Origin of the sequence: Kitasatospora sp. NPDC057198, from assembly GCF_042670125.1 — a bacterium.
In the GTDB taxonomy this organism is placed as follows: Bacteria; Actinomycetota; Actinomycetes; order Streptomycetales; family Streptomycetaceae; genus Kitasatospora.
Genome location: NZ_JBHUWH010000048.1, coordinates 1 through 20,153, shown reverse-complemented (window position 1 = coordinate 20,153; position 20,153 = coordinate 1). Strand labels below are relative to the sequence as shown.

General features: G+C 72.9%; 18 protein-coding genes. 2 read left to right on the top strand and 16 right to left on the bottom strand.

The annotated features are described in order from the left end of the window. Positions 1-50: 50 nt before the first annotated feature. Together fmt and def are read right to left on the bottom strand one after the other, a co-directional pair. A complete protein-coding gene (gene fmt / locus ACFUEL_RS08620) occupies positions 51-983 on the bottom strand; it encodes a methionyl-tRNA formyltransferase (RefSeq protein WP_380235311.1) in 933 nt (310 codons plus the stop codon). Between the two features lie 186 nt (positions 984-1,169). Next, positions 1,170-1,715: a peptide deformylase gene (gene def / locus ACFUEL_RS08615; RefSeq protein WP_380235310.1), complete on the bottom strand. Its 546-nt coding sequence runs from the start codon at positions 1,713-1,715 to the stop codon at positions 1,170-1,172. A 216-nt stretch (positions 1,716-1,931) separates the two neighbouring features. Between def and ACFUEL_RS08610 the strand changes: the two genes are divergently transcribed. Beyond that, complete coding sequence (locus ACFUEL_RS08610) at positions 1,932-2,420, top strand: hypothetical protein (RefSeq protein ID WP_380235308.1); 489 nt, start codon at positions 1,932-1,934, stop codon at positions 2,418-2,420. Positions 2,421-2,685: 265 nt separating this feature from the next. On the opposite strand, the gene ACFUEL_RS08605 is transcribed toward ACFUEL_RS08610, so the two are convergent. The 14 genes from ACFUEL_RS08605 to pyrR form a co-directional block, all read right to left on the bottom strand. Then, entirely contained in the window at positions 2,686-4,797 is a 2,112-nt protein-coding gene (locus ACFUEL_RS08605; RefSeq protein WP_380235307.1) for a primosomal protein N', read from the bottom strand. Positions 4,798-4,919: 122 nt separating this feature from the next. Then, positions 4,920-6,131, bottom strand: coding sequence for a methionine adenosyltransferase (metK, locus tag ACFUEL_RS08600; protein WP_380235306.1), 1,212 nt, complete (start codon positions 6,129-6,131; stop codon positions 4,920-4,922). A 246-nt stretch (positions 6,132-6,377) separates the two neighbouring features. Next, complete coding sequence (coaBC, locus tag ACFUEL_RS08595) at positions 6,378-7,604, bottom strand: bifunctional phosphopantothenoylcysteine decarboxylase/phosphopantothenate--cysteine ligase CoaBC (protein WP_380235304.1); 1,227 nt, start codon at positions 7,602-7,604, stop codon at positions 6,378-6,380. Positions 7,605-7,771: 167 nt separating this feature from the next. Beyond that, a complete protein-coding gene (rpoZ, locus tag ACFUEL_RS08590) occupies positions 7,772-8,038 on the bottom strand; it encodes a DNA-directed RNA polymerase subunit omega (RefSeq protein WP_100835243.1) in 267 nt (88 codons plus the stop codon). A 52-nt stretch (positions 8,039-8,090) separates the two neighbouring features. Then, positions 8,091-8,648: a guanylate kinase gene (gene gmk, locus ACFUEL_RS08585; protein WP_014134532.1), complete on the bottom strand. Its 558-nt coding sequence runs from the start codon at positions 8,646-8,648 to the stop codon at positions 8,091-8,093. Positions 8,649-8,696: 48 nt separating this feature from the next. After that, on the bottom strand, positions 8,697-9,023 hold the full coding sequence (gene mihF, locus ACFUEL_RS08580; protein ID WP_030459182.1) for an integration host factor, actinobacterial type: 327 nt from the start codon (positions 9,021-9,023) through the stop codon (positions 8,697-8,699). A 230-nt stretch (positions 9,024-9,253) separates the two neighbouring features. Beyond that, positions 9,254-10,093: an orotidine-5'-phosphate decarboxylase gene (gene pyrF / locus ACFUEL_RS08575; protein ID WP_380235302.1), complete on the bottom strand. Its 840-nt coding sequence runs from the start codon at positions 10,091-10,093 to the stop codon at positions 9,254-9,256. A 100-nt stretch (positions 10,094-10,193) separates the two neighbouring features. Next, complete coding sequence (locus tag ACFUEL_RS08570; RefSeq protein ID WP_380235301.1) at positions 10,194-11,291, bottom strand: quinone-dependent dihydroorotate dehydrogenase; 1,098 nt, start codon at positions 11,289-11,291, stop codon at positions 10,194-10,196. A gap of 107 nt (positions 11,292-11,398) precedes the next feature. Next, positions 11,399-14,707, bottom strand: coding sequence for a carbamoyl-phosphate synthase large subunit (gene carB, locus ACFUEL_RS08565; RefSeq protein WP_380235300.1), 3,309 nt, complete (start codon positions 14,705-14,707; stop codon positions 11,399-11,401). After that, on the bottom strand, positions 14,700-15,857 hold the full coding sequence (gene carA, locus ACFUEL_RS08560; protein ID WP_380235299.1) for a glutamine-hydrolyzing carbamoyl-phosphate synthase small subunit: 1,158 nt from the start codon (positions 15,855-15,857) through the stop codon (positions 14,700-14,702). The genes carB and carA overlap by 8 nt, the downstream gene beginning before the upstream one ends. Beyond that, entirely contained in the window at positions 15,854-16,408 is a 555-nt protein-coding gene (locus ACFUEL_RS08555) for a hypothetical protein (protein ID WP_380235298.1), read from the bottom strand. Before ACFUEL_RS08555 ends, carA begins: the two co-directional genes overlap by 4 nt. Beyond that, positions 16,408-17,700, bottom strand: a complete 1,293-nt coding sequence (locus tag ACFUEL_RS08550) for a dihydroorotase (RefSeq protein WP_380235297.1) — start codon at positions 17,698-17,700, stop codon at positions 16,408-16,410. The genes ACFUEL_RS08555 and ACFUEL_RS08550 overlap by 1 nt, the downstream gene beginning before the upstream one ends. Beyond that, positions 17,697-18,689, bottom strand: coding sequence for an aspartate carbamoyltransferase catalytic subunit (locus ACFUEL_RS08545; RefSeq protein WP_380235296.1), 993 nt, complete (start codon positions 18,687-18,689; stop codon positions 17,697-17,699). The genes ACFUEL_RS08550 and ACFUEL_RS08545 overlap by 4 nt, the downstream gene beginning before the upstream one ends. A gap of 6 nt (positions 18,690-18,695) precedes the next feature. Beyond that, complete coding sequence (gene pyrR, locus ACFUEL_RS08540; RefSeq protein WP_380235294.1) at positions 18,696-19,307, bottom strand: bifunctional pyr operon transcriptional regulator/uracil phosphoribosyltransferase PyrR; 612 nt, start codon at positions 19,305-19,307, stop codon at positions 18,696-18,698. A 275-nt stretch (positions 19,308-19,582) separates the two neighbouring features. Here pyrR and ACFUEL_RS08535 point away from each other — a divergent pair, with 275 nt between their 5' ends. Further along, positions 19,583-20,086: a transcriptional regulator gene (locus tag ACFUEL_RS08535; RefSeq protein ID WP_030459171.1), complete on the top strand. Its 504-nt coding sequence runs from the start codon at positions 19,583-19,585 to the stop codon at positions 20,084-20,086. Positions 20,087-20,153: the final 67 nt, after the last annotated feature.

The following is a 20,153-nucleotide window of genomic DNA, read 5'->3' as shown; positions in this document are numbered from 1 at the left end:
TCTAGGCCGAACCCGCCGCGCACCCCTTCCGTCGCGTCCCGCCGGACCGCTCAGCCCTCGAAGCGCTCCCCGGACTCGATCCGGGCGCCGCGCGCCCAGTCCGCGGCGGGCATCGCCTTCTTGCCCTGCGGGCGGACTTCCCCGAGCTCCACCTCGTGGCTGCCGGTGCCGACCCGGACGCTGTTCTTGGCGACCGCCAACTCGCCCGGCGCCAGGGCGCTCTCGCCCGGCAGCAGGCGGACGGGGCCGGTGACCTTGAGCCGCTCGCCGCGGAAGGTGGTCCAGGCGCCGGGCGCGGGCGCGCAGCCGCGCACCACCCGGTCGACCCGCAGCGCGGGGTGGGTCCACTCGATCCGGGCGTCCTCGACGGTGAGCTTGGGCGCCAGCGACACCCCGGCGAGCGGCTGCGGCTCGGGGCGGGCCTGCCCGTCCTCGATCGCGTCCATGGTGCGCACCAGCAGTTCGGCGCCCGCGTGCGCGAGCCGGCCGAGCAGGTCGCCGCTGGTGTCGGTGGGCTTGACCGTCTCGGTGAGGACGCCGAACACCGGCCCGGAGTCCAGGCCCTCCTCGATCCGGAAGGTGGACGCGCCGGTGACCTCGTCGCCCGCCATCACCGCGTGCTGCACGGGCGCGGCGCCGCGCCACGCGGGCAGCAGCGAGAAGTGCAGGTTGACCCAGCCGTGCACCGGGATCTCCAGCGCCCCGGGCCGGATCAGCGCGCCGTACGCCACCACCGGGCAGCAGTCCGGGGCGATCTCGGCCAGCCGGGCCATGAACTCCGGCTCGCTCGGCCGGGCGGGCTTGAGCACCTCGATGCCCGCCTCCTCGGCGCGCTGCGCGACGGGGCTGGCCACCAGCTTGCGCCCGCGCCCGGCCGGCGCGTCGGGGCGGGTCACCACGGCGACCACCTCGTGCCGGGAGGCCAGCAGGGCGTCCAGGGCGGGAACGGCGACCTCGGGGGTGCCGGCGAAGACGAGACGCACGGGCTGGGGCCTTTCAGTGGATTCGGAAGGTCGGAAGATCGGATTGCCGGAAAATGACCGTCGGACAAGCGTTCCGCCCGATCATCCGCTTTCCCGATTCACGCGCGGGAACGAGTGGGAACGCGGGAACGAGTGGGAACGCGGGAACGAGTGGGAACGCGCCGGAACGGGCGCCGCGGCACGCGGTCAGCGAATCGGCCCGAACGTGGAATGCGGCGAGATCCGCACCGTCGGCGCCGGGCCGCCGCCCCAGTCGGTCTCCCGGATCGCCTTCATCGCCGCCTTCCGGGCCTCCCGGTCCAGCCGGTCGACGAAGATGATCCCGTCCAGGTGGTCCGTCTCGTGCTGGATGCACCGCGCCATCAGCTGGGTGCCCTCCACCGTCACCGGCTCCCCGTGCATGTCGACGCCCCTGGCCACCACGCCGTACGCCCGCTTGGTGTCGAACCGCAGGCCCGGCAGCGACAGGCAGCCCTCCGGACCGTCCTGCTCCTCCTCGCTGAGCGAGAGGTCCGGATTGATCAGGTGGCCCACCACGCCGTCCACGTTGTACGTGAACACCCGCAGCGAGACCCCCAGTTGCGGCGCCGCCAGCCCGGCCCCGGGCGCCTCCAGCATGGTGTCGGTCAGGTCCTTCACCAGCCTCCGCAGTTCCTTGTCGAAGACGGTCACCGGCTTCGCGGTCGCCCGCAGCACCGGGTCGCCGAAGATCCGGATCGGCTGAACTGCCAAGACTGCGACTCCCTCTGCACCGACACGACCGCCCGGAAACGACGGCCTCCGGGAAGTCTATGCAATCCCCGCCGCCGGTTCGGAGCGGCCACTGGCATATCCCGAGTCGTACTCGACGCGTTACCCAACGACCCGACGTGCGTTGGTCAATGCGAATTGACCGGGACGCGCGAGCGCCCCGAGCACGCGACCCGACCGAGAGGTGGCAACGAGGCCATGGCCGAGCAGATCAACCACGACGCCCGGGCCCGGGCGTCCCTGCACCTGCTGGTGCGGGACATCGAACGGGTCCGGCGCCAGGTCGACGCCCTTCGCACGCTCACCGCCCAGTTGGGCAACGTCTACCGCCCCCGCCGCCCCAGCACCTCCGCCGGATTCGTGGTCTACGGCCGCGCCCCCGCACCGACCGTCCGCCTCGCCCAGGAACTGCGCGAGAGCGTCGAGACCCTGGTCGCCGCCGCCGTCGAGTTCGACCGCGCCCTCGGCTTCTCCTGGGACTCCGTCGGCTCCGCGCTCGGCGTCACCAAGCAGGCCGTCCACCGCCGCTACGGCATGCGCCGCCCCACCGGCGAACTCCTCCCCGCCCCGCGCGAGACCGACACCCCCGCGCCCCCGCCCGTCCCCACCACCACGGCCACAGCCCCCCGCCCCCCGATCCCCCAGGCCCGCCAAGCCAGCCCCCTGATGCCCCAGCGCACCCGCTGACCCACCCCCGGACGGCGACAGCCAGGGGCGCGGGGAGACCCGCTGCGCGCCAGACGCTGCGAAACCAGGGGCGCGGGGAACTGCGCGGCCAAGCGAGCACGCACAGCCAGATCGCGACGCAGGACACGAACTTGCACTATCTTGCGATCTCGCTGACGTGCGACTCCCGCTGCGCGCAGTTCCCCGCGCCCCTGTCTGCACCATCCCGCCAAACGCAGCAGGTCTCCCCGCACCCCCACCTGCGCCCTCCCGCCAAGCGCAGCGGCTACCCGATGTCCGTCGGGTCCACCCGGATCCGCACCGTCTCCGCCCCCCGCAACGCCAGCCGGGCGATCTGCGCCGCCTTCAGCGCGGCGGCCAGCGCGGCCCCCTGCCCCGGCGCGACCCGCACCAGCGCGCGCTCCAGCCCCTCCTCGCGCGCTCCCTTCGCGCCGCCCCCGCCCCCGGCCCCGCCTCCACCCCCGCCGAAGACCGGCACCGGCCCCAGCACGTCCGCGCCCGCAGGCAGTCGCAGCAGGCCCAGCAGGTCCGCGACCGCCTGCGCAGGCCCCGTCACCGAGGCCATCCGGGAGACCGGCGGGAAGCGCAGTTCCTCCCGTTCGTCGAGTTCGACGCCCGCGTGCCCGGCGGGATCCCACCGCACCAGGGCCTGCACCGCCCGCGCCGCCGCCTCCGCGACGACCACGACCGTGCCGCCCTCGCCGACCGGCCGGACCAGCGAGGCCGCCGTCAGCCAGCGCCGCACCGCCTCCTCGCCGGCCCGCAGGTCGGGCCGGTTGAGCAGGGCCCAGCCGTCCAGCAGCAGCGCCGCCGCGTAGCCGGAGCCCTCGGCGACCGGTTCGGCGCCCGGGGTGGCGAGGACCAGCGCGGGCGTGCCCGGCACGGTCGCGAGCACCGCGTCCCGCCCGGACGTCCGCACCGGCACCCGCGGGAACGCCTTCCCCAGCTCCTCCGCCGTCCGCCGCACGCCCACCACCGCGGCCCGCAGCCGGAACGACCCGCACTCGGCGCAGTGCCAGTCCTGCTCCTGCGCGCCGCACCAGGCGCACACCAGCGCCGCGTCCGCGCCCGGTGACTCCAGCGGGCCGCCGCAGGCCCGGCAGCGGGCCGTCTCCCGGCAGCGCCCGCACACCAGCCGGGGCGCGTAGCCCCGCCGCGGGACCTGCACCAGCACCGGCCCGCGGGTCAGCGCCTCCCGGGCGGTCTCCCAGGCCACCGACGGCAGCCGGGCCGCCTGGGCCGCGCCGTCCCGCGCCTGGTCGTACTCGGTGACCGTGCGCACCCGGGGCGCGACCTGACGGACCGTCTCCCGGGTGGCGGCCAGCGGGCGCGCCCAGCCGGAGCGCAGCAGCTGCGCGGCCTCGACCGTCATCGAGACGCCGCCGAGCAGCACCGCCGCGCCCTCCTCGGCGGCCCGCAGCAGGGCGACCTCGCGCACGTGCGGGTAGGGGGCGTTCGGGTCGCCGTGGCTGCTGTCGCCGTCCGACCAGACCACCACCAGGCCGAGGTCCCGCACCGGTGCGAAGACCGCCGCCCGGGTGCCGATCGCGGCGCGCACCGAGCCCCGGCTGACGGACAGCCAGCGCCGGTAGCGCTCCTGCGGGCCCGCCTCGGCGGCCAGCACCGCGTGCCGCCCCTCCCCCAGCAGGGCCCGCAGTGCCGCGTCCACCCGGGCGACCGCGCGCCCGTCGGGCAGCACCGCCAGCGCGCCGCGCCCGGCGGCGAGGGCCGCCGCGACGGCTCGGGCGATCTCGGCGGGCCACTCGGGGCCGGGCAGCGCCGTCCACACCGCGCGCGGCGCGTGGCCGCCGGCCAGCGAGGCCAGGAACTCGGGGCCGTGCACGTACCGCTCCCAGCTGCCCGGGGCCGGGGCCGGCGGCGGGGGCAGCGGGCGCGGCGAGGGTTCGCCCTCGGCGCCGGCGTGCCGCGGCGGGACGGCCAGTTGCAGCACGTCGGCGAGGGTGCCGGCGTAGCGGTCGGCGACGGCCCGGCACAGCCGCAGCAGCGGCGGGGTGAGCACCCGCTCGGGCGACAGGACGCGGGCGAGCGGTGCCAGCGGGCCGGCGTAGTCGGAGTCGTCCCGCCGCTCGACCACGAAGCCGTCGTGCAGCGCCCCGCCCTCGCGCCGCCCGTGCGCGCCGACCCGCCCGCCGAAGCGGACCCGGACCCGGACGCCGGGCTGGGCGTCCTCGGACATCGCCTCGGGCACGGCGTAGTCGAAGTACTGGTCGAGGCTCAGCACGCCCTTGTCGACCAGCACCCGGGCGACCGGCTTCCGTTCGGCGAGCACCACCCCGCGCGCGGCCCGCGGTTTCGCCCGGCGCACCGTCTCCCGGATGAACGCCAGCTGCTCCCCGGTGCCGTCCGCGCTGCTCACGCCCCCAACCTAGCGGACCCCGCCGACAACACCGGCAGCACGACGGAGCCGCCCGCCGGGGAGGAAGATCCCCGACGGACGGCTCCGGTGACGGCGGGCGCTCAGGCCGCGGCGGCGGGCGCTCAGGCCGAGACGGCGGCCTTCAGCGCGTCGGCGCGGTCGGTGCGCTCCCAGGTGAAGTCCGGCAGCTCGCGGCCGAAGTGGCCGTAGGCGGCGGTCTGCTGGTAGATCGGGCGCAGCAGGTCCAGGTCGCGGATGATGGCGGCCGGGCGCAGGTCGAAGACCTGGGTGACGGCTTCCTGGATCTTGAGCACCGGCACGGTCTCGGTGCCGAAGGTCTCGACGAACAGGCCGACCGGCTCGGCCTTGCCGATCGCGTACGCGACCTGCACCTCGGCGCGGCTGGCCAGGCCCGCGGCGACGATGTTCTTGGCGACCCAGCGCATCGCGTAGGCGGCCGAGCGGTCGACCTTGGACGGGTCCTTGCCGGAGAAGGCGCCGCCGCCGTGGCGGGCCATGCCGCCGTAGGTGTCGATGATGATCTTGCGGCCGGTCAGGCCGGCGTCGCCCATCGGGCCGCCGATCTCGAAGCGCCCGGTCGGGTTGACCAGCAGCCGGTAGCCCTCGGTGACCAGCTTGATGCCCTGGTCGGCGAGCGCCTTGAGCTCGGGCTCGACCACGAACTCGCGGATGTCGGGGGTGAGCAGCGACTCCAGGTCGATGTCACTGGCGTGCTGCGAGGAGACCACCACGGTGTCCAGGCGCACGGCGCGGTCGCCGTCGTACTCGATGGTGACCTGGGTCTTGCCGTCGGGCCGCAGGTAGGGGATGGTCCCGTTCTTGCGGACCTCGGTCAGGCGGCGGGAGAGCCGGTGCGCGAGGGTGATCGGCAGCGGCATCAGCTCGGGGGTGTCGTCGCAGGCGTAGCCGAACATCAGGCCCTGGTCGCCGGCGCCCTGGCGGTCCAGCTCGTCCTCGACGTCGCCCTCGACCCGGTGCTCGTGGGCGGTGTCCACGCCCTGCGCGATGTCCGGGGACTGCGAGCCGATCGACACCGACACGCCGCAGGAGGCGCCGTCGAAGCCCTTCTTGGACGAGTCGTAGCCGATCTCCAGGATCTTCTCCCGGACGAGCTGCGCGATCGGCGCGTACGCCTTGGTGGTGACCTCGCCGGCGATGTGCACCAGGCCGGTGGTGATCAGGGTCTCCACGGCGACGCGGGAGGTCGGGTCGTCCTTGAGGAGGGCGTCCAGGATGGTGTCGCTGATCTGGTCAGCGATCTTGTCGGGGTGTCCCTCGGTGACGGACTCCGAGGTGAACAGGCGGCGAGACACAGCGCTCCCTGGGGTTGCAGCGGCTGCTGACTGAATGCGCTCGGAAGTCCCGAGGCATCCGGAAAGACTTGATTCCTGCAGTGGAGTGTAACGGTCGGCTACCGATCGCGGGTGCTCCCTGCGAAGGTCCGTCGTGTCCGGGGCGCGAATCACACCGCGCGGATCTCCGCCGGTCAGCACGGGTCGCAGCCGAACCAAGGGATCGGCGGGGGCCAACTGCCCGGACGACCAGGGGTGTTGTCCGGGTTAACGCTCAGTCTCCGGTTCGGTGCGGGGGAGCCGGGCGGCGACCTGGTCCCAGATCGCGTCGGCCAGGATCTCCTTCGGGCTGTCCGCGATGTGGACCTCGGAACCGTCCGCGCCGAGCAGCACCGCGCTGTTGGTCTCCTGGCCGAACGCCTTGCCGTCGCCGACCTCGTTGACCACCAGCAGGTCGCAGCCCTTGCGGGCGAGCTTGGCCCGGCCGTGCGCCAGCACGTCGTCGGTCTCGGCGGCGAAGCCGACCACCACCTGCCCCTCGCGGGCCCGGTCGGCCGACACCTCGGCCAGCACGTCGGGGTTGCGGACGAGCACGATCGGCGCGGGCTCGGCCCCGTCCACCTTCTTGATCTTGCCGGTGGCGTACTCGGCGGGCCGGAAGTCGGCGACGGCGGCGGCCATCACCACCGCGTCGGCGTCCTCGGCGGCCCGCAGCACCGCCTCGCGCAGCTGCATCGCGGTGCCGACCCGGACCACGTCCGCCCCGGCCGGGTCGGGCAGCGCGGTGTTCGCCGCGACCAGGGTGACCCGGGCGCCGCGGGCCAGCGCGGTGGAGGCCAGCGCGTAGCCCTGCTTGCCGGAGGAGCGGTTGCCGAGGAAGCGCACCGGGTCGAGCGGCTCGCGGGTGCCGCCCGCCGACACCACCACGTGACGGCCCGCCAGGTCCTGCTCCAGGCCGCCGCGCAGCAGCACCCGGCGGCAGGCCGCGAAGATCTCCGCCGGGTCGGGCAGCCGGCCCTTGCCGGTGTCGACGCCGGTGAGCCGGCCCACCGCGGGCTCGATCACGATCGCGCCGCGCCGCCGCAGCGTGGCGACGTTCTCCTGGGTGGCGGGGTGCTCCCACATCTCGGTGTGCATGGCGGGCGCGAACACCACCGGGCAGCGGGCCGTCAGCAGGGTGTTGGTCAGCAGGTCGTCGGCCAGGCCGTGGGCGGCCTTGGCCAGCAGGTCCGCGGTCGCCGGGGCGACCACCACCAGGTCCGCCTGCTGGCCGATCCGCACGTGCGGGACCTCGTGCACCCGCTCCCAGGTCTCGGTCGCCGCGGGCCGCCCGGACAGCGCCGCCCAGGTCGCCTCGCCGACGAAGTGCAGCGCCGCGGCGGTCGGCACCACCGTCACCTCGTGCCCGCTCTCACTGAACCTCCGCAGCAGTTCGCAGGCTTTGTAGGCGGCGATCCCGCCGCTCACCCCGAGGACCACACGGGACGCGTTCATGACGGTCGGCTCTCCTTGCTACGGCGTGCTGCGGCGTGCTGCGACGGCTCGGGCCCACCCTACGACCCCCCGGCGCGCGGCTGCGACGTGTCGCCGGGCACACGGCCGCGGGGCCCGCCCCGGTGCCGGGAACGGCATCGGAACGGGCCCCGCGGGTGGTCCTGGGCTCAGGCGCCCTCGATCGCCTCGGCGGTGAGCAGGCCGGCGTTGATCTCGCGCAGCGCGATCGACAGCGGCTTCTCGTGCACGTGGGTGTCGACCAGCGGGCCGACGTACTCCAGCAGGCCCTCGCCCAGCTGCGAGTAGTAGGCGTTGATCTGGCGGGCGCGCTTGGCCGCGTAGATCACCAGGCTGTACTTGGAGTCGGTGGCCTCGAGCAGCTCGTCGATCGGCGGGTTGATGATGCCCTCGGGCGCGGTCATCGAAGAGGACACGCTAAACCTTCCGAAGTGGTTTACAGGTATCGGCTGGGTGCAACCGATCCGGTCAGGCTACACCGAGCAAGGCTAGCAGTTCGGCCGCTACCTGCTCGACGGAGGTGTTGACAAGGGTCGTGTCGAACTCCGCCTCGGCGGCCAGCTCGACCTTCGCCGCGGCGAGCCGCTCGTCGATCACGTCCTGCGACTCGGTGCCCCGGCCGGTGAGCCGGCGCACCAGCTCCTCCCAGCTCGGCGGGGCCAGGAAGACCAGCTGCGCCTCGGGCATCGACTCCTTGACCTGCCGGGCCCCCTGGAGGTCGATCTCCAGCAGCACCGGCTCGCCCTTGTCGAGCTTGTCGAGCACCGCCTGCCGCGGCGTCCCGTACCGGTTCCCGGCGAAGACCGCCCACTCCAGCAGCTCGCCGTTGGCCACCAGCTTGTCGAACTGCTCGTGGTCGACGAAGTGGTACTGCACGCCGTCGCGCTCACCGGGGCGCGGGTGCCGGGTCGTCGCCGACACCGACAGCCAGACCTCGGGGAACTGCTTCCTCATATGAGCGACGACCGTGCTCTTGCCGACCCCGGAGGGGCCGGAGAGCACGGTCAGCCGCGGACGCTCACTCATGTACCGATTATCCCGGATCGCGGACGTTCCGCCGACACCGGCCTCCGATCAGGAGGCGGCGCCGCCGAACTCGCGCTCCAGGGAGGCGATCTGGTTCGTGCCGAGGCCGCGCACGCGACGGCTCTCGGAGATGCCGAGGCGCTCCATGATCTGCTTGGCGCGCACCTTGCCGACACCCGGCAGGGACTCCAGCAGGGCGGAGACCTTCATCTTGCCGATGACCTCGTCGTCGGACTTGCCGGCCTTGATGACGTCGTGCAGCGAGGCGCCCGAGTGCTTCAGCCGGTTCTTGACGTCGGCACGCTTCCGGCGAGCCTCGGCGGCCTTGGCGAGCGCGGCGGTGCGCTGTTCGGGAGTAAGGGGCGGAAGAGCCACGCCGTTCACCTCAGGTGTGGATGGAAGGGATGAGCCATGACTTGGTGGTGCCCGGACGCCACAGGTCTCTGACCTGCGGAGGTGGCCGTGACCACCGCCAACTGGCGTCCTACCGCCGGACACTACCCAACTTGGGCCGCCGCGTCAGGAAAAGAACACGAAAAGTCCAGGTCAGCAGGGGCCGACCTGGGAGTTTTCCGGTCAAATCAACCGAGTTGACGGCCCATAACTCACGTGTTTGTGACGGCCCTCACATCGTCGACGAACGCCTGCGCGGCCTGCCGGAGCGCCGCCACCGACGGCCCGTGCTTCAGCACGTCGCGGCTCACCGAGGGCACCACGTTGCGCACCTGGTCGCCGAAGACCCGCGGCAGGTCGGCCGCGGTGGCGCCCTGCGCGCCCACTCCGGGGGCCAGCAGCGGGCCGTTGATCGCCAGGTCCGCCCCCGCGTCGGCGAGCGTCGCGCCGACCACCGCGCCGAACGAACCCAGCGGCTCGGCACCGGAGTTCTCCGCCGCCAGCCGCCCCAGCACGGCCTGCGCCACGCTCCGCCCGTCCGCGCCGACGGCGCGCTGCACCTCGTGCCCCTCCGGGTTCGAGGTCAGCGCCAGCGCGAACAGCCCGCAGCCGTTCGCGCGCGCCAGGTCGACGGCCGGCTGCAGCGAGCCGAAGCCCAGGTACGGGCTGACGGTCAGCGCGTCCGAGAACAGCGGGCTGTCCGGCGACAGGAACGCCTCCGCGTACGCGGCCATGGTCGAGCCGATGTCGCCGCGCTTGGCGTCCATCACCACCAGCGCCCCGGCCTCCCGGGCCTCGGCCACCGAGCGCTCCAGCACGGCGACGCCGCGGCTGCCGAAGCGCTCGAAGAACGCGGCCTGCGGCTTGAGCACCGCGACCCGGTCCGCCAGCGCCTCGACCACGGTGCGCGAGAAGGTCTCCAGGCCCGCCAGGTCGTCGTCCAGCCCCCAGGCGGTGAGCAGCGCGGCGTGCGGGTCGATGCCGACGCAGAGCTGGCCCCGGGTGTCGAGGGCGGTCCGCAGGCGGGTGCCGAAGGGCGTGCTGTCAGTCATCTGCTGTCTTCCGTCTTCCGTCGTGGTGGTGCGGTGGGCGGGCCCCACCGCCTCGGTGCGGGCGGCGGGGCTCGCCCACCGCAGCCGGCGGCTCAGCGGCTCAGCGGTTGCCCTTCCCCACCGCTTCCCCGATGCTCGCGTACCCCGCCGCCCGGAGCCGGGCCGACAGGCCCCTGTGCACCTTGCGCATCCAGAACGGCCCCTCGTAGATGAACGCGGAGTAGCCCTGGACGAGGTCGGCGCCGGCCAGGATGCGCTGCCAGGCGTCCTCGGCGGTCTCGATGCCGCCGACCGAGACGATGGCGAGCCGGCCGTCGGTGCGCTTGCGCAGGCGTTCCAGCACCTCGAGGGAGCGGGCCTTGAGCGGGGCGCCGGAGAGGCCGCCCATGCCGATCTCCTCGATCCGGGCGGCGGGGGTGCGCAGGCCCTCCCGGCCGATGGTGGTGTTGGTGGCGATGATGCCGTCGAGGCCGAGGTGCAGGGCCATGTCGGCGATCTCGTCGATGTCCTCGTCGGCGAGGTCGGGGGCGATCTTCACCAGCAGCGGGACGTGGTGGTTGGTGACCTCGTCGGCGGCCTTGCGGACGTCCCAGAGCAGCGGGCCGAGCACCCGGACGGCCTGGAGGTTGCGCAGTCCGGGGGTGTTCGGCGAGGAGACGTTGACGACCAGGTAGTCCGCGTACGGCGCCAGCGCCCGCGCGCTCTTCAGGTAGTCGGCCGTCGCCTCGTCCTCCGGCACGACCTTGGTCTTGCCGATGTTGACGCCGATGACGGGCGTGTTGCTGGTGTGCGGGCGGGCGGCGAGCCGGGTGGCGACCCGGGCGGCGCCCTGGTTGTTGAAGCCCATCCGGTTGATCAGCGCGCGGTCCTCGACCAGGCGGAACAGCCGCGGCGCGGGGTTGCCGGGCTGCGGCTCGCCGGTGACGGTGCCGATCTCCACGAAGTCGAAGCCCAGCATCGACAGGCCGTCGATCCCGATGCCGTTCTTGTCGAAGCCGGCGCCGAGGCCGAACGGGCCGGGCAGGTCGAGGCCGAGCGCGGCGGTGCGCAGCCGGGGGTCGCGCGGGGCTAGCACGGCGCGCACCAGCGAGCGCAGGCCGGGCACCGAGGCGGCCAGCCGGATCCAGAAGAACGCCAGGTGGTGGGCCTTCTCCGGGTCCATCTTCTTGAAGACCAGGTTGAACAGGAGCTTGTACATCGCGCGGGCAACCCTCCGTGGGCCGTGAGCCGTAAGCCGTGCCGAGCCGGGACATGGACGTGGGGGGCACCCGGCAACCGGACCGGCGTGCCCCCCACGGTTTCGGCCTAGTTGCGGCCGGAGTTGATCAGCGCCGCGTGCTCCTGCAGCGACATCACGCCGACCTCGCCGCGCCGCAGCTCGGCGATGCCCTGCACGGCCGCGCCCATCGCCTGCACGGTGGTCAGGCAGGGCACGCCCCGGGAGACCGCGGCGGTGCGGATCTCGTAGCCGTCGAGGCGGCCGCCGGTGCCGTACGGGGTGTTGATGATCAGGTCGACCGCGCCCTCGTGGATCAGCTGGACGATGGTCTTCTCGCCGTCCGGGCCCTCGCCGTCGGAGTGCTTGCGCACCACGGTGGCGGGGATGCCGCCGCGCTGCAGCACCTCGGCGGTGCCGGTGGTGGCGAGCAGTTCGAAGCCGAGCTCGACCAGCGCGCGGGCCGGGAAGACCAGGTTGCGCTTGTCGCGGTTGGCGACCGAGACGAACACCTTGCCCTTGGTGGGCAGGGCGCCGTACGCGCCGGTCTGGGACTTCGCGTAGGCGGTGCCGAAGACCCGGTCGATGCCCATGACCTCGCCGGTGGAGCGCATCTCGGGGCCGAGCACGGTGTCCACGCCGCGGCCGTGCACGTCGCGGAAGCGCGACCACGGCATCACGGCCTCCTTGACCGAGATCGGCGCGTCGGCGGGCAGCGTGCCGCCGTCGCCCTCGCGCGGCAGCAGGCCCTCGGCGCGCAGTTCGGCGATGGTGGCGCCGAGCGAGATCCGGGCGGCGGCCTTGGCCAGCGGGACGGCGGTGGCCTTGGAGGTGAACGGCACGGTGCGGGAGGCGCGCGGGTTGGCCTCCAGCACGTACAGGATGTCGCCGGACAGCGCGAACTGGATGTTGATCAGGCCGCGCACGCCGACGCCGGCGGCGATGCCCTCGGTGGCCGAGCGCAGCCGCTTGATGTCGTACCCGCCGAGGGTGATCGGGGGCAGCGCGCAGGCGGAGTCGCCGGAGTGGATGCCGGCCTCCTCGATGTGCTCCATGACGCCGCCCAGGTAGAGCTCCTGGCCGTCGTAGAGCGCGTCGACGTCGATCTCGACGGCGTCGTCGAGGAAGCGGTCGATCAGCACCGGGTGCTCGGAGATCAGGCCGGCGTGCCGCTCCAGGTAGGAGGCGAGCGAGGGCTCGTCGTAGACGATCTCCATGCCGCGGCCGCCGAGCACGTAGGACGGGCGGGCCAGCACGGGGTAGCCGATCTCGTCGGCGATCGCCTTGGCCTCCTCGAAGGAGAACGCGGTGCCGTGCTTGGGGGCGGGCAGTCCGGCGTCGCGCAGGACGCGGCCGAACGCGCCGCGCTCCTCGGCGAGGTGGATGGCCTCCGGCGGGGTGCCGACGATCGGCACGCCGTTGTCCTTGAGCGCCTGCGCCAGGCCGAGCGGGGTCTGCCCGCCGAGCTGCACGATGACGCCGGCCAGCGGCCCGGCCTGCTGCTCGGCGTGGACGATCTCCAGCACGTCCTCCAGGGTGAGCGGCTCGAAGTAGAGCCGGTCGGAGGTGTCGTAGTCGGTGGAGACGGTCTCCGGGTTGCAGTTGACCATCACGGTCTCGTACCCGGCGTCGGCGAGCGCGAAGGAGGCGTGCACGCAGGAGTAGTCGAACTCGATGCCCTGGCCGATCCGGTTCGGGCCGGAGCCCAGGATGATCACGGCGGGCTTGGTGCGCGGGGCGACCTCGCTCTCCTCGTCGTAGGACGAGTAGAAGTACGGGGTCTTGGCGGCGAACTCGGCGGCGCAGGTGTCGACGGTCTTGAACACCGGGCGGATGCCCAGCGCGTGCCGCACCTCGCGGACCACGTCGGCCTTCAGGCCGCGGATCTCGCCGATCTGCTGGTCGGAGAAGCCGTGCCGCTTGGCGTGCAGCAGCAGCTCGGGGTCGAGCTTGTCGCCCTCGCCCAGCTCGACGGCGATCTCGTTGATCAGGAAGAGCTGGTCGACGAACCACGGGTCGATCCTGGTGGCCTCGAACACCTCCTCGGGGGTGGCGCCGGCCCGGATCGCCTGCATGACGGTGTTGATCCGGCCGTCGGTCGGGACGACGGCCTTCGCCAGCAGCTCGGCCTTCTCGCCCGGCTCGCCGACCCAGCTGAACTGGGAGCCCTTCTTCTCCAGCGAGCGCAGCGCCTTGTTCAGCGCCTCGGGGAAGTTGCGGCCCATCGCCATGGCCTCGCCGACCGACTTCATGGTGGTGGTCAGCGTGGCGTCGGCGGACGGGAACTTCTCGAACGCGAACCGCGGCACCTTGACGACGACGTAGTCGAGGGTCGGCTCGAAGGAGGCCGGGGTCTGCTCGGTGATGTCGTTGGGGATCTCGTCCAGCGTGTAGCCGACGGCGAGCTTCGCGGCGATCTTGGCGATCGGGAAGCCGGTGGCCTTGGAGGCCAGCGCGGAGGAGCGCGAGACGCGCGGGTTCATCTCGATGACGATGACCCGGCCGTCCTCGGGGTTGACCGCGAACTGGATGTTGCAGCCGCCGGTGTCGACGCCGACCTCGCGGATCACGGCGATGCCGATGTCGCGCAGGATCTGGTACTCGCGGTCGGTGAGGGTCATCGCCGGGGCGACGGTGATCGAGTCACCGGTGTGCACGCCCATCGGGTCGAAGTTCTCGATGGAGCAGACCACCACGACGTTGTCGTGCTTGTCGCGCATCAGCTCCAGCTCGTACTCCTTCCAGCCGAGGATGGACTCCTCCAGGAGCACCTCGGTGGTCGGCGAGAGGGCCAGGCCCTGGCCGGCGATCCGGCGCAGGTCCTCCTCGTCGTGGGCGAAGCCGGAGCCGGCGCCGCCCATGGTGAAGGACGGGCGCACGACGACGGGGTAGCCGCCCAGCGTCTCCACGCCGGCCAGCACGTCGTCCATCGAGTGGCAGATCACCGAGCGGGCGGACTCGCCGTGGCCGATCTTGGCGTTGACGGCCTCGACGACGCCCTTGAAGAGCTCGCGGTCCTCGCCCTTGTTGATCGCCTCGACGTCGGCGCCGATCAGCTCGACGTCGTACTTCTCCAGCGTGCCGGCCTTGTGCAGGGAGATCGCGGTGTTCAGCGCGGTCTGGCCGCCCAGGGTCGGCAGCAGCGCGTCGGGGCGCTCCTTGGCGATGATCTTCTCGACGAACTCGGGGGTGATCGGCTCGACGTAGGTGGCGTCGGCGATCTCCGGGTCGGTCATGATGGTCGCCGGGTTGGAGTTGACCAGGACGACCCGCAGCCCCTCGGCCTTGAGCACCCGGCATGCCTGCGTGCCCGAGTAGTCGAACTCCGCCGCCTGGCCGATGACGATCGGGCCGGAGCCGATCACCAGGACGGACTTGATGTCGGTGCGCTTAGGCACGCTGGCCCTCCATAAGGCTCACGAAGCGGTCGAAGAGGTAGGCGGCGTCGTGCGGGCCGGCTGCCGCTTCGGGGTGGTACTGCACGCTGAAGGCGGGGATGTCGAGCGCCTGGAGGCCCTCGACCACGTCGTCGTTGAGGCAGACGTGGGAGACCTCGACCCGCCCGAAGGGGGTGTCGCTCACCTTGTCCAGCGGCGCGTTCACGGCGAAGCCGTGGTTGTGGGCGGTCACCTCGACCTTGCCGGTGGTGCGGTCCTGCACCGGCTGGTTGATGCCGCGGTGGCCGTACTTGAGCTTGTAGGTGCCGAAGCCGAGGGCCCGGCCCAGCAGCTGGTTGCCGAAGCAGATGCCGAAGAACGGGGTCTTCTTCGCCAGCACGCCGCGCAGCACCTCGACCTGGCGGTCGGCGGTGGCCGGGTCGCCGGGGCCGTTGGAGAAGAACACGCCGTCGGGCTGGACGGCGTAGATGTCCTCCACCGAGCTGTTCGCGGGCAGCACGTGCACCTCGATGCCGCGCTCGGCCATCCGCTGCGGGGTCATGCCCTTGATGCCCAGGTCGAGGGCGGCGACGGTGAACTTCTTCTCGCCGACCGCCGGGACGACGTAGGTCTCCTTGGTGGCGACCTCGGCGCACAGGTCGGCGCCCTTCATCTCGGGCGCCTGCTGCACCTTGGCCAGCAGTTCGGCCTGGTCGGCGACGGCCGGGCCGGAGAAGATGCCGACCCGCATCGCGCCGCGCTCGCGCAGGTGGCGGGTGAGCGCGCGGGTGTCGATGCCGCTGATGCCGACGACGCCCTGGCGCTCCAGCTCCTCGTCCAGCGAGCGCTTGGAGCGCCAGTTGGAGGCGACCCGGGAGGGGTCGCGGACCACGTAGCCGGACACCCAGATCTGCTGCGACTCGTCGTCCTCGTCGTTCCAGCCGGTGTTGCCGATCTGCGGGGCGGTCATCACGACCACCTGGCGGTGGTAGGACGGGTCGGTCAGGGTCTCCTGGTAGCCGGACATGCCGGTGTTGAAGACCGCCTCGCCGAACGTCTCGCCGACCGCGCCGTACGCCTGGCCGCGGAAGGTCCGGCCGTCCTCCAGGACGAGCACGGCGGGCACTCGCTCCCGCCTGGTGCGCTGCGTGGTGGGGGCAGGTGCGGTCATGTGGCGGCCTCTTCCGTCTTCATCGTCTTCGTACGTGTCACTAGTGCCTCGACGGCCTCGACCCAGTCCTCGTGCCCCTCGGCGGCGTCCAGCCGGAAGCCGCTCTCCAGGGCGCGGTCCCCCAGCCGCCAGCCGACCACCAGCAGCCCGCTCGGCACGACCTTCCCGGCGATGCCGGAGTCGGTGCGGGCGCCGGTGAGCGCCCCGGCGGGGATCCACAGGTCGGCCTCGCCGGGGCGGCGGGCCAGCAGGCCCCGCTCGGTGAGGGTCAGTTCGGCGAGGCTGCGCGTTCCCAGGCCGTGCGCGACGACCCGGTCCAGCCAGTTCCCGGCGGTGGTGGAGCCGTGGTAGCGGCCGGGCGCGGCGAGCAGCGCCGCCCCGGGCTCGGCGGGCACCGCGGGCGGCTCCGGCAGGTCGGACTGGAGGGTGCGCCGCCAGTTCCAGCCCTGCCGCATCAGCCAGTACACCAGCGCGATCAGGACCAGCAGGCCCACCGTCGCGCCGATGTACCCGGGCCAGTCGGTGACCTGGCCCTTCTCGGTGGCGAGCATCAGCGCTCGACCAGTTCGCCGGCGAGCACGGTGGCCTCGCCGCGCAGGAAGGTGGCGTGCACCCGTCCGGGCAGGTCCATGCCCCGGTACGGGCTGTTGCGGGAGCGGGTCGCGAAGGTGTCGGGGTTCACCACTCCACGGTACGCGGGATCGAAGAGCACCAGGTTGGCGGGCTCGCCCACCGAGACGGGCCGTCCGTGCCCGGCGAGCCGGCCGATCCGGGCCGGGCGGTGCGACATCCGGTCCGCGACGCCCTCCCAGTTCAGCAGGCCGGTGTCGACCATGGTCTGCTGCACGACGGACAGCGCGGTCTCCAGGCCGACCATGCCCATCGCGGCGACCGCCCACTCGCAGTCCTTGTCCTCCGCGGGGTGCGGGGCGTGGTCGGTGGCGACGGCGTCGATGGTGCCGTCGGCCAGCGCCTCGCGCAGCGCCTCGACGTCCGCGGCGGTGCGCAGCGGCGGGTTGACCTTGTAGACCGGGTCGTAGCTGCGGACCAGCTCGTCGGTGAGCAGCAGGTGGTGCGGGGTGACCTCGGCGGTGACGTCCCAGCCCTTGGCCTTGGCCCAGCGGACGATCTCGACCGATCCGGCGGTGGACAGGTGGCAGATGTGCACCCGGGAGCCGACGTGGGCGGCGAGCAGCACGTCCCGGGCGATGATCGACTCCTCGGCGACGGCGGGCCAGCCGCCGAGGCCGAGCTCGCCGGAGACCAGGCCCTCGTTCATCTGGGCGCCGGCGGTCAGCCGGGGCTCCTGGGCGTGCTGGGCGATCACGCCGTCGAACGCCTTCACGTACTCCAGCGCGCGGCGCATGATCACCGCGTCGTCCACGCACTTGCCGTCGTCGGAGAAGACCCGCACGCCGGCGGCGGAGTCGTGCATCGCGCCGAGCTCGGCGAGCTGCTTGCCCTCCAGGCCGACGGTGACGGCGCCGACCGGCTGCACGTCGCAGTAGCCGGACTCGCGGCCCAGCCGCCAGACCTGCTCGACCACGCCGGCGCTGTCGGCGACCGGGAAGGTGTTGGCCATCGCGTGCACGGCGGTGTAGCCGCCCATCGCGGCGGCCCGGGTGCCGGTGAGGACGGTCTCGGCGTCCTCCCGGCCGGGCTCGCGCAGGTGGGTGTGCAGGTCGACCAGGCCGGGCAGGGCGACCAGGCCGTGCGCGTCGATGTCGATGTCGGCCCGGGCGTCGAGGTTCTCGCCGATCGCGGCGAAGACGCCGTCGACGATGTGAATGTCCTGGGGGGCGCCGCCGAGGATCTGGGCGTTGCGGATCAGGTAGGTGGTCACTGGGCGGCCTCCGGGAGTTCGGTGGTGCGGGGGGCGTCGGCGGGCGCGTCGGCGAAGACCGCGCCGCCGAGCAGCAGGTAGAGCACGGCCATCCGGACGGAGACGCCGTTGGCGACCTGCTCGACCACGGTGCAACGCGGGGAGTCGGCGACCTCGGCGGTGATCTCCATGCCGCGGACCATCGGGCCGGGGTGCATGACGACGGCGTGCTCGGGCAGCCTGCCGAGCCGGACGCCGTCCAGCCCGTAGCGCCGGGAGTACTCGCGCTCGGTGGGGAAGAAGGCGGCGTTCATCCGCTCGCGCTGGACGCGCAGCATCATCACGGCGTCGACCTTGGGCAGCACGCTGTCGAGGTCGTAGGAGACCTGGCAGGGCCAGGTGTCGATGCCGATCGGCAGCAGGGTCGGCGGGGCGACGAAGACCACCTCGGCGCCGAGCGTGGTCAGCAGGTGCACGTTGGAGCGGGCGACCCGGCTGTGCAGGATGTCGCCGACGATGGCGACCCGGCGGCCGGCCAGGTCGCGGCCGGGGCCGGGGTTGAGGTGGCGGCGCAGGGTGAAGGCGTCCAGCAGGGCCTGGGTGGGGTGCTCGTGGGTGCCGTCGCCGGCGTTGATCACCGAGCCGTGCAGCCAGTCCGAGCCGGCCAGCCGGGCGGGCGCGCCGGAGGCGTGGTGCCGGATGACCACGGCGTCGGCGCCCATCGCCTGGAGGGTCAGCGCGGTGTCCTTGAGGCTCTCGCCCTTGGAGACCGAGGAGCCCTTGGCGGAGAAGTTGATGACGTCCGCGGACAGCCGCTTCTCGGCGACCTCGAAGGAGGTCTTGGTGCGGGTGGAGTCCTCGAAGAACAGGTTGACCACGGTGCGGCCGCGCAGCGTGGGCAGCTTCTTGACGGCCCGTCCGGAGAACTGGGAGAGCTCCTCGGCGGTGTCCAGGATCAGCAGGGCGTCGTCGCGGCCGAGGTCGGCGGTGGAGACGAGGTGGCGCTTCACGCGGTTCTACTCCGGGAGTTCGGGGTCGGCGGCCAGGGCCTGGGAGGAGCGGGCGGCGTAGTCGCGGTCGCCCAGCAGGACGGCGTCCAGGCCGTCGGACTCGGACAGCCGGACCTGCACGGCCTCGCGCAGCGAGGTGGGCAGGTTCTTGCCCACGTAGTCGGCGCGGATCGGGAGCTCGCGGTGCCCGCGGTCGACCAGGACGGCGAGGCGGACGGCGCGCGGGCGGCCGATGTCGCCCAGCGCGTCGAGCGCGGCGCGGATGGTGCGGCCGGAGAACAGCACGTCGTCGACCAGGATCACCAGCTTGCCGTCGATGCCCCCGGCGGGGATCTCGGTGTGCTCCAGGGCCCGGGCGGGCTTCAGCCGCAGGTCGTCCCGGTACATGGTGATGTCCAGCGTCCCGAACGGGATGTCCCGGCCGGTGATCTGGGCGAGCCTGGCCTGCAGCCGGCGGGCCAGGTGGACACCGCGGGTGTGGATGCCGAGCAGCACCACGTCCTCCGCGCCCTTGGCGCGTTCCACGATCTCGTGGGCGATCCGGGTGACGACCCGGGCGATGTCGGTGGCGTCCAGCACCTGGTGCGGGGCGCGGGGGGCGGAACTGGGTGTGGTCATGCCGAAGCGGACCTCCTTCCCCGCCTCACGGGACGGGTCTTAAAGGATGTCTGGAATGGTTCCCGGCCGCAGCCGGAGCCTCGCCCATGGTAGCAGCGTGCTGATCGAAGCCCGTTCGCCGCCCGTTCGCACGAGTGCCCCATTCGGCTTGACGCGCAACCCTCACTCTACGTAACCTCACAATGAGTTACGAAGGTGCTCCGCAGCGAACCGTGCGGGGAGCCGTCGTCGCTCACATTTCAGCGCACGCGAAGCAATCTCGTCCGGGGAGATCCATGTCCAGCGACTACGCGAAGCAGCTCGGGGCCAAGCTCCGGGCGATCCGCACTCAGCAGGGGCTCTCCCTGCACGGCGTCGAGGAGAAGTCCCAGGGTCGCTGGAAGGCTGTGGTCGTCGGCTCCTACGAGCGCGGCGACCGCGCGGTCACCGTCCAGCGCCTCGCCGAGCTGGCCGAGTTCTACGGCGTGCCGGTCCAGGAGCTGCTGCCCGGCGGCACCCCGGGCGGCGCCGCCGAGCCGCCGCCGCGCCTGGTCCTCGACCTGGAGCGCCTCACCCAGGTCCCGTCCGAGAAGGCCGGCCCGCTCCAGCGCTACGCCGCGACCATCCAGTCGCAGCGCGGCGACTACAACGGCAAGGTGCTCTCGATCCGCCAGGACGACCTGCGCACGCTGGCCGTCATCTACGACCAGTCCCCCTCGATCCTCACCGAGCAGCTGATCAGCTGGGGCGTGCTGAACCCGGACGCGCGGCGCGCCGTCCGCGAGGAGGACGCGAGCTGACCTGCGGTCGGCCCGCCGTTTGAAGAAACGTCACAGCGGGGCGGGCGGCCGGTAGCCACCGGCCGCC

Coding starts and splice junctions, on each gene's coding strand:
- ACFUEL_RS08570 (WP_380235301.1), bottom strand. CDS start 11,291: ATGTACAAGCTCCTGTTCAACCTGGTCTTCAAGAAGATGGACCCGGAG.
- ACFUEL_RS08535 (WP_030459171.1), top strand. CDS start 19,583: ATGTCCAGCGACTACGCGAAGCAGCTCGGGGCCAAGCTCCGGGCGATC.
- pyrF (WP_380235302.1), bottom strand. CDS start 10,093: ATGACTGACAGCACGCCCTTCGGCACCCGCCTGCGGACCGCCCTCGAC.
- ACFUEL_RS08555 (WP_380235298.1), bottom strand. CDS start 16,408: ATGCTCGCCACCGAGAAGGGCCAGGTCACCGACTGGCCCGGGTACATC.
- carA (WP_380235299.1), bottom strand. CDS start 15,857: ATGACCGCACCTGCCCCCACCACGCAGCGCACCAGGCGGGAGCGAGTG.
- ACFUEL_RS08610 (WP_380235308.1), top strand. CDS start 1,932: ATGGCCGAGCAGATCAACCACGACGCCCGGGCCCGGGCGTCCCTGCAC.
- coaBC (WP_380235304.1), bottom strand. CDS start 7,604: ATGAACGCGTCCCGTGTGGTCCTCGGGGTGAGCGGCGGGATCGCCGCC.
- gmk (WP_014134532.1), bottom strand. CDS start 8,648: ATGAGTGAGCGTCCGCGGCTGACCGTGCTCTCCGGCCCCTCCGGGGTC.
- pyrR (WP_380235294.1), bottom strand. CDS start 19,307: ATGACCACACCCAGTTCCGCCCCCCGCGCCCCGCACCAGGTGCTGGAC.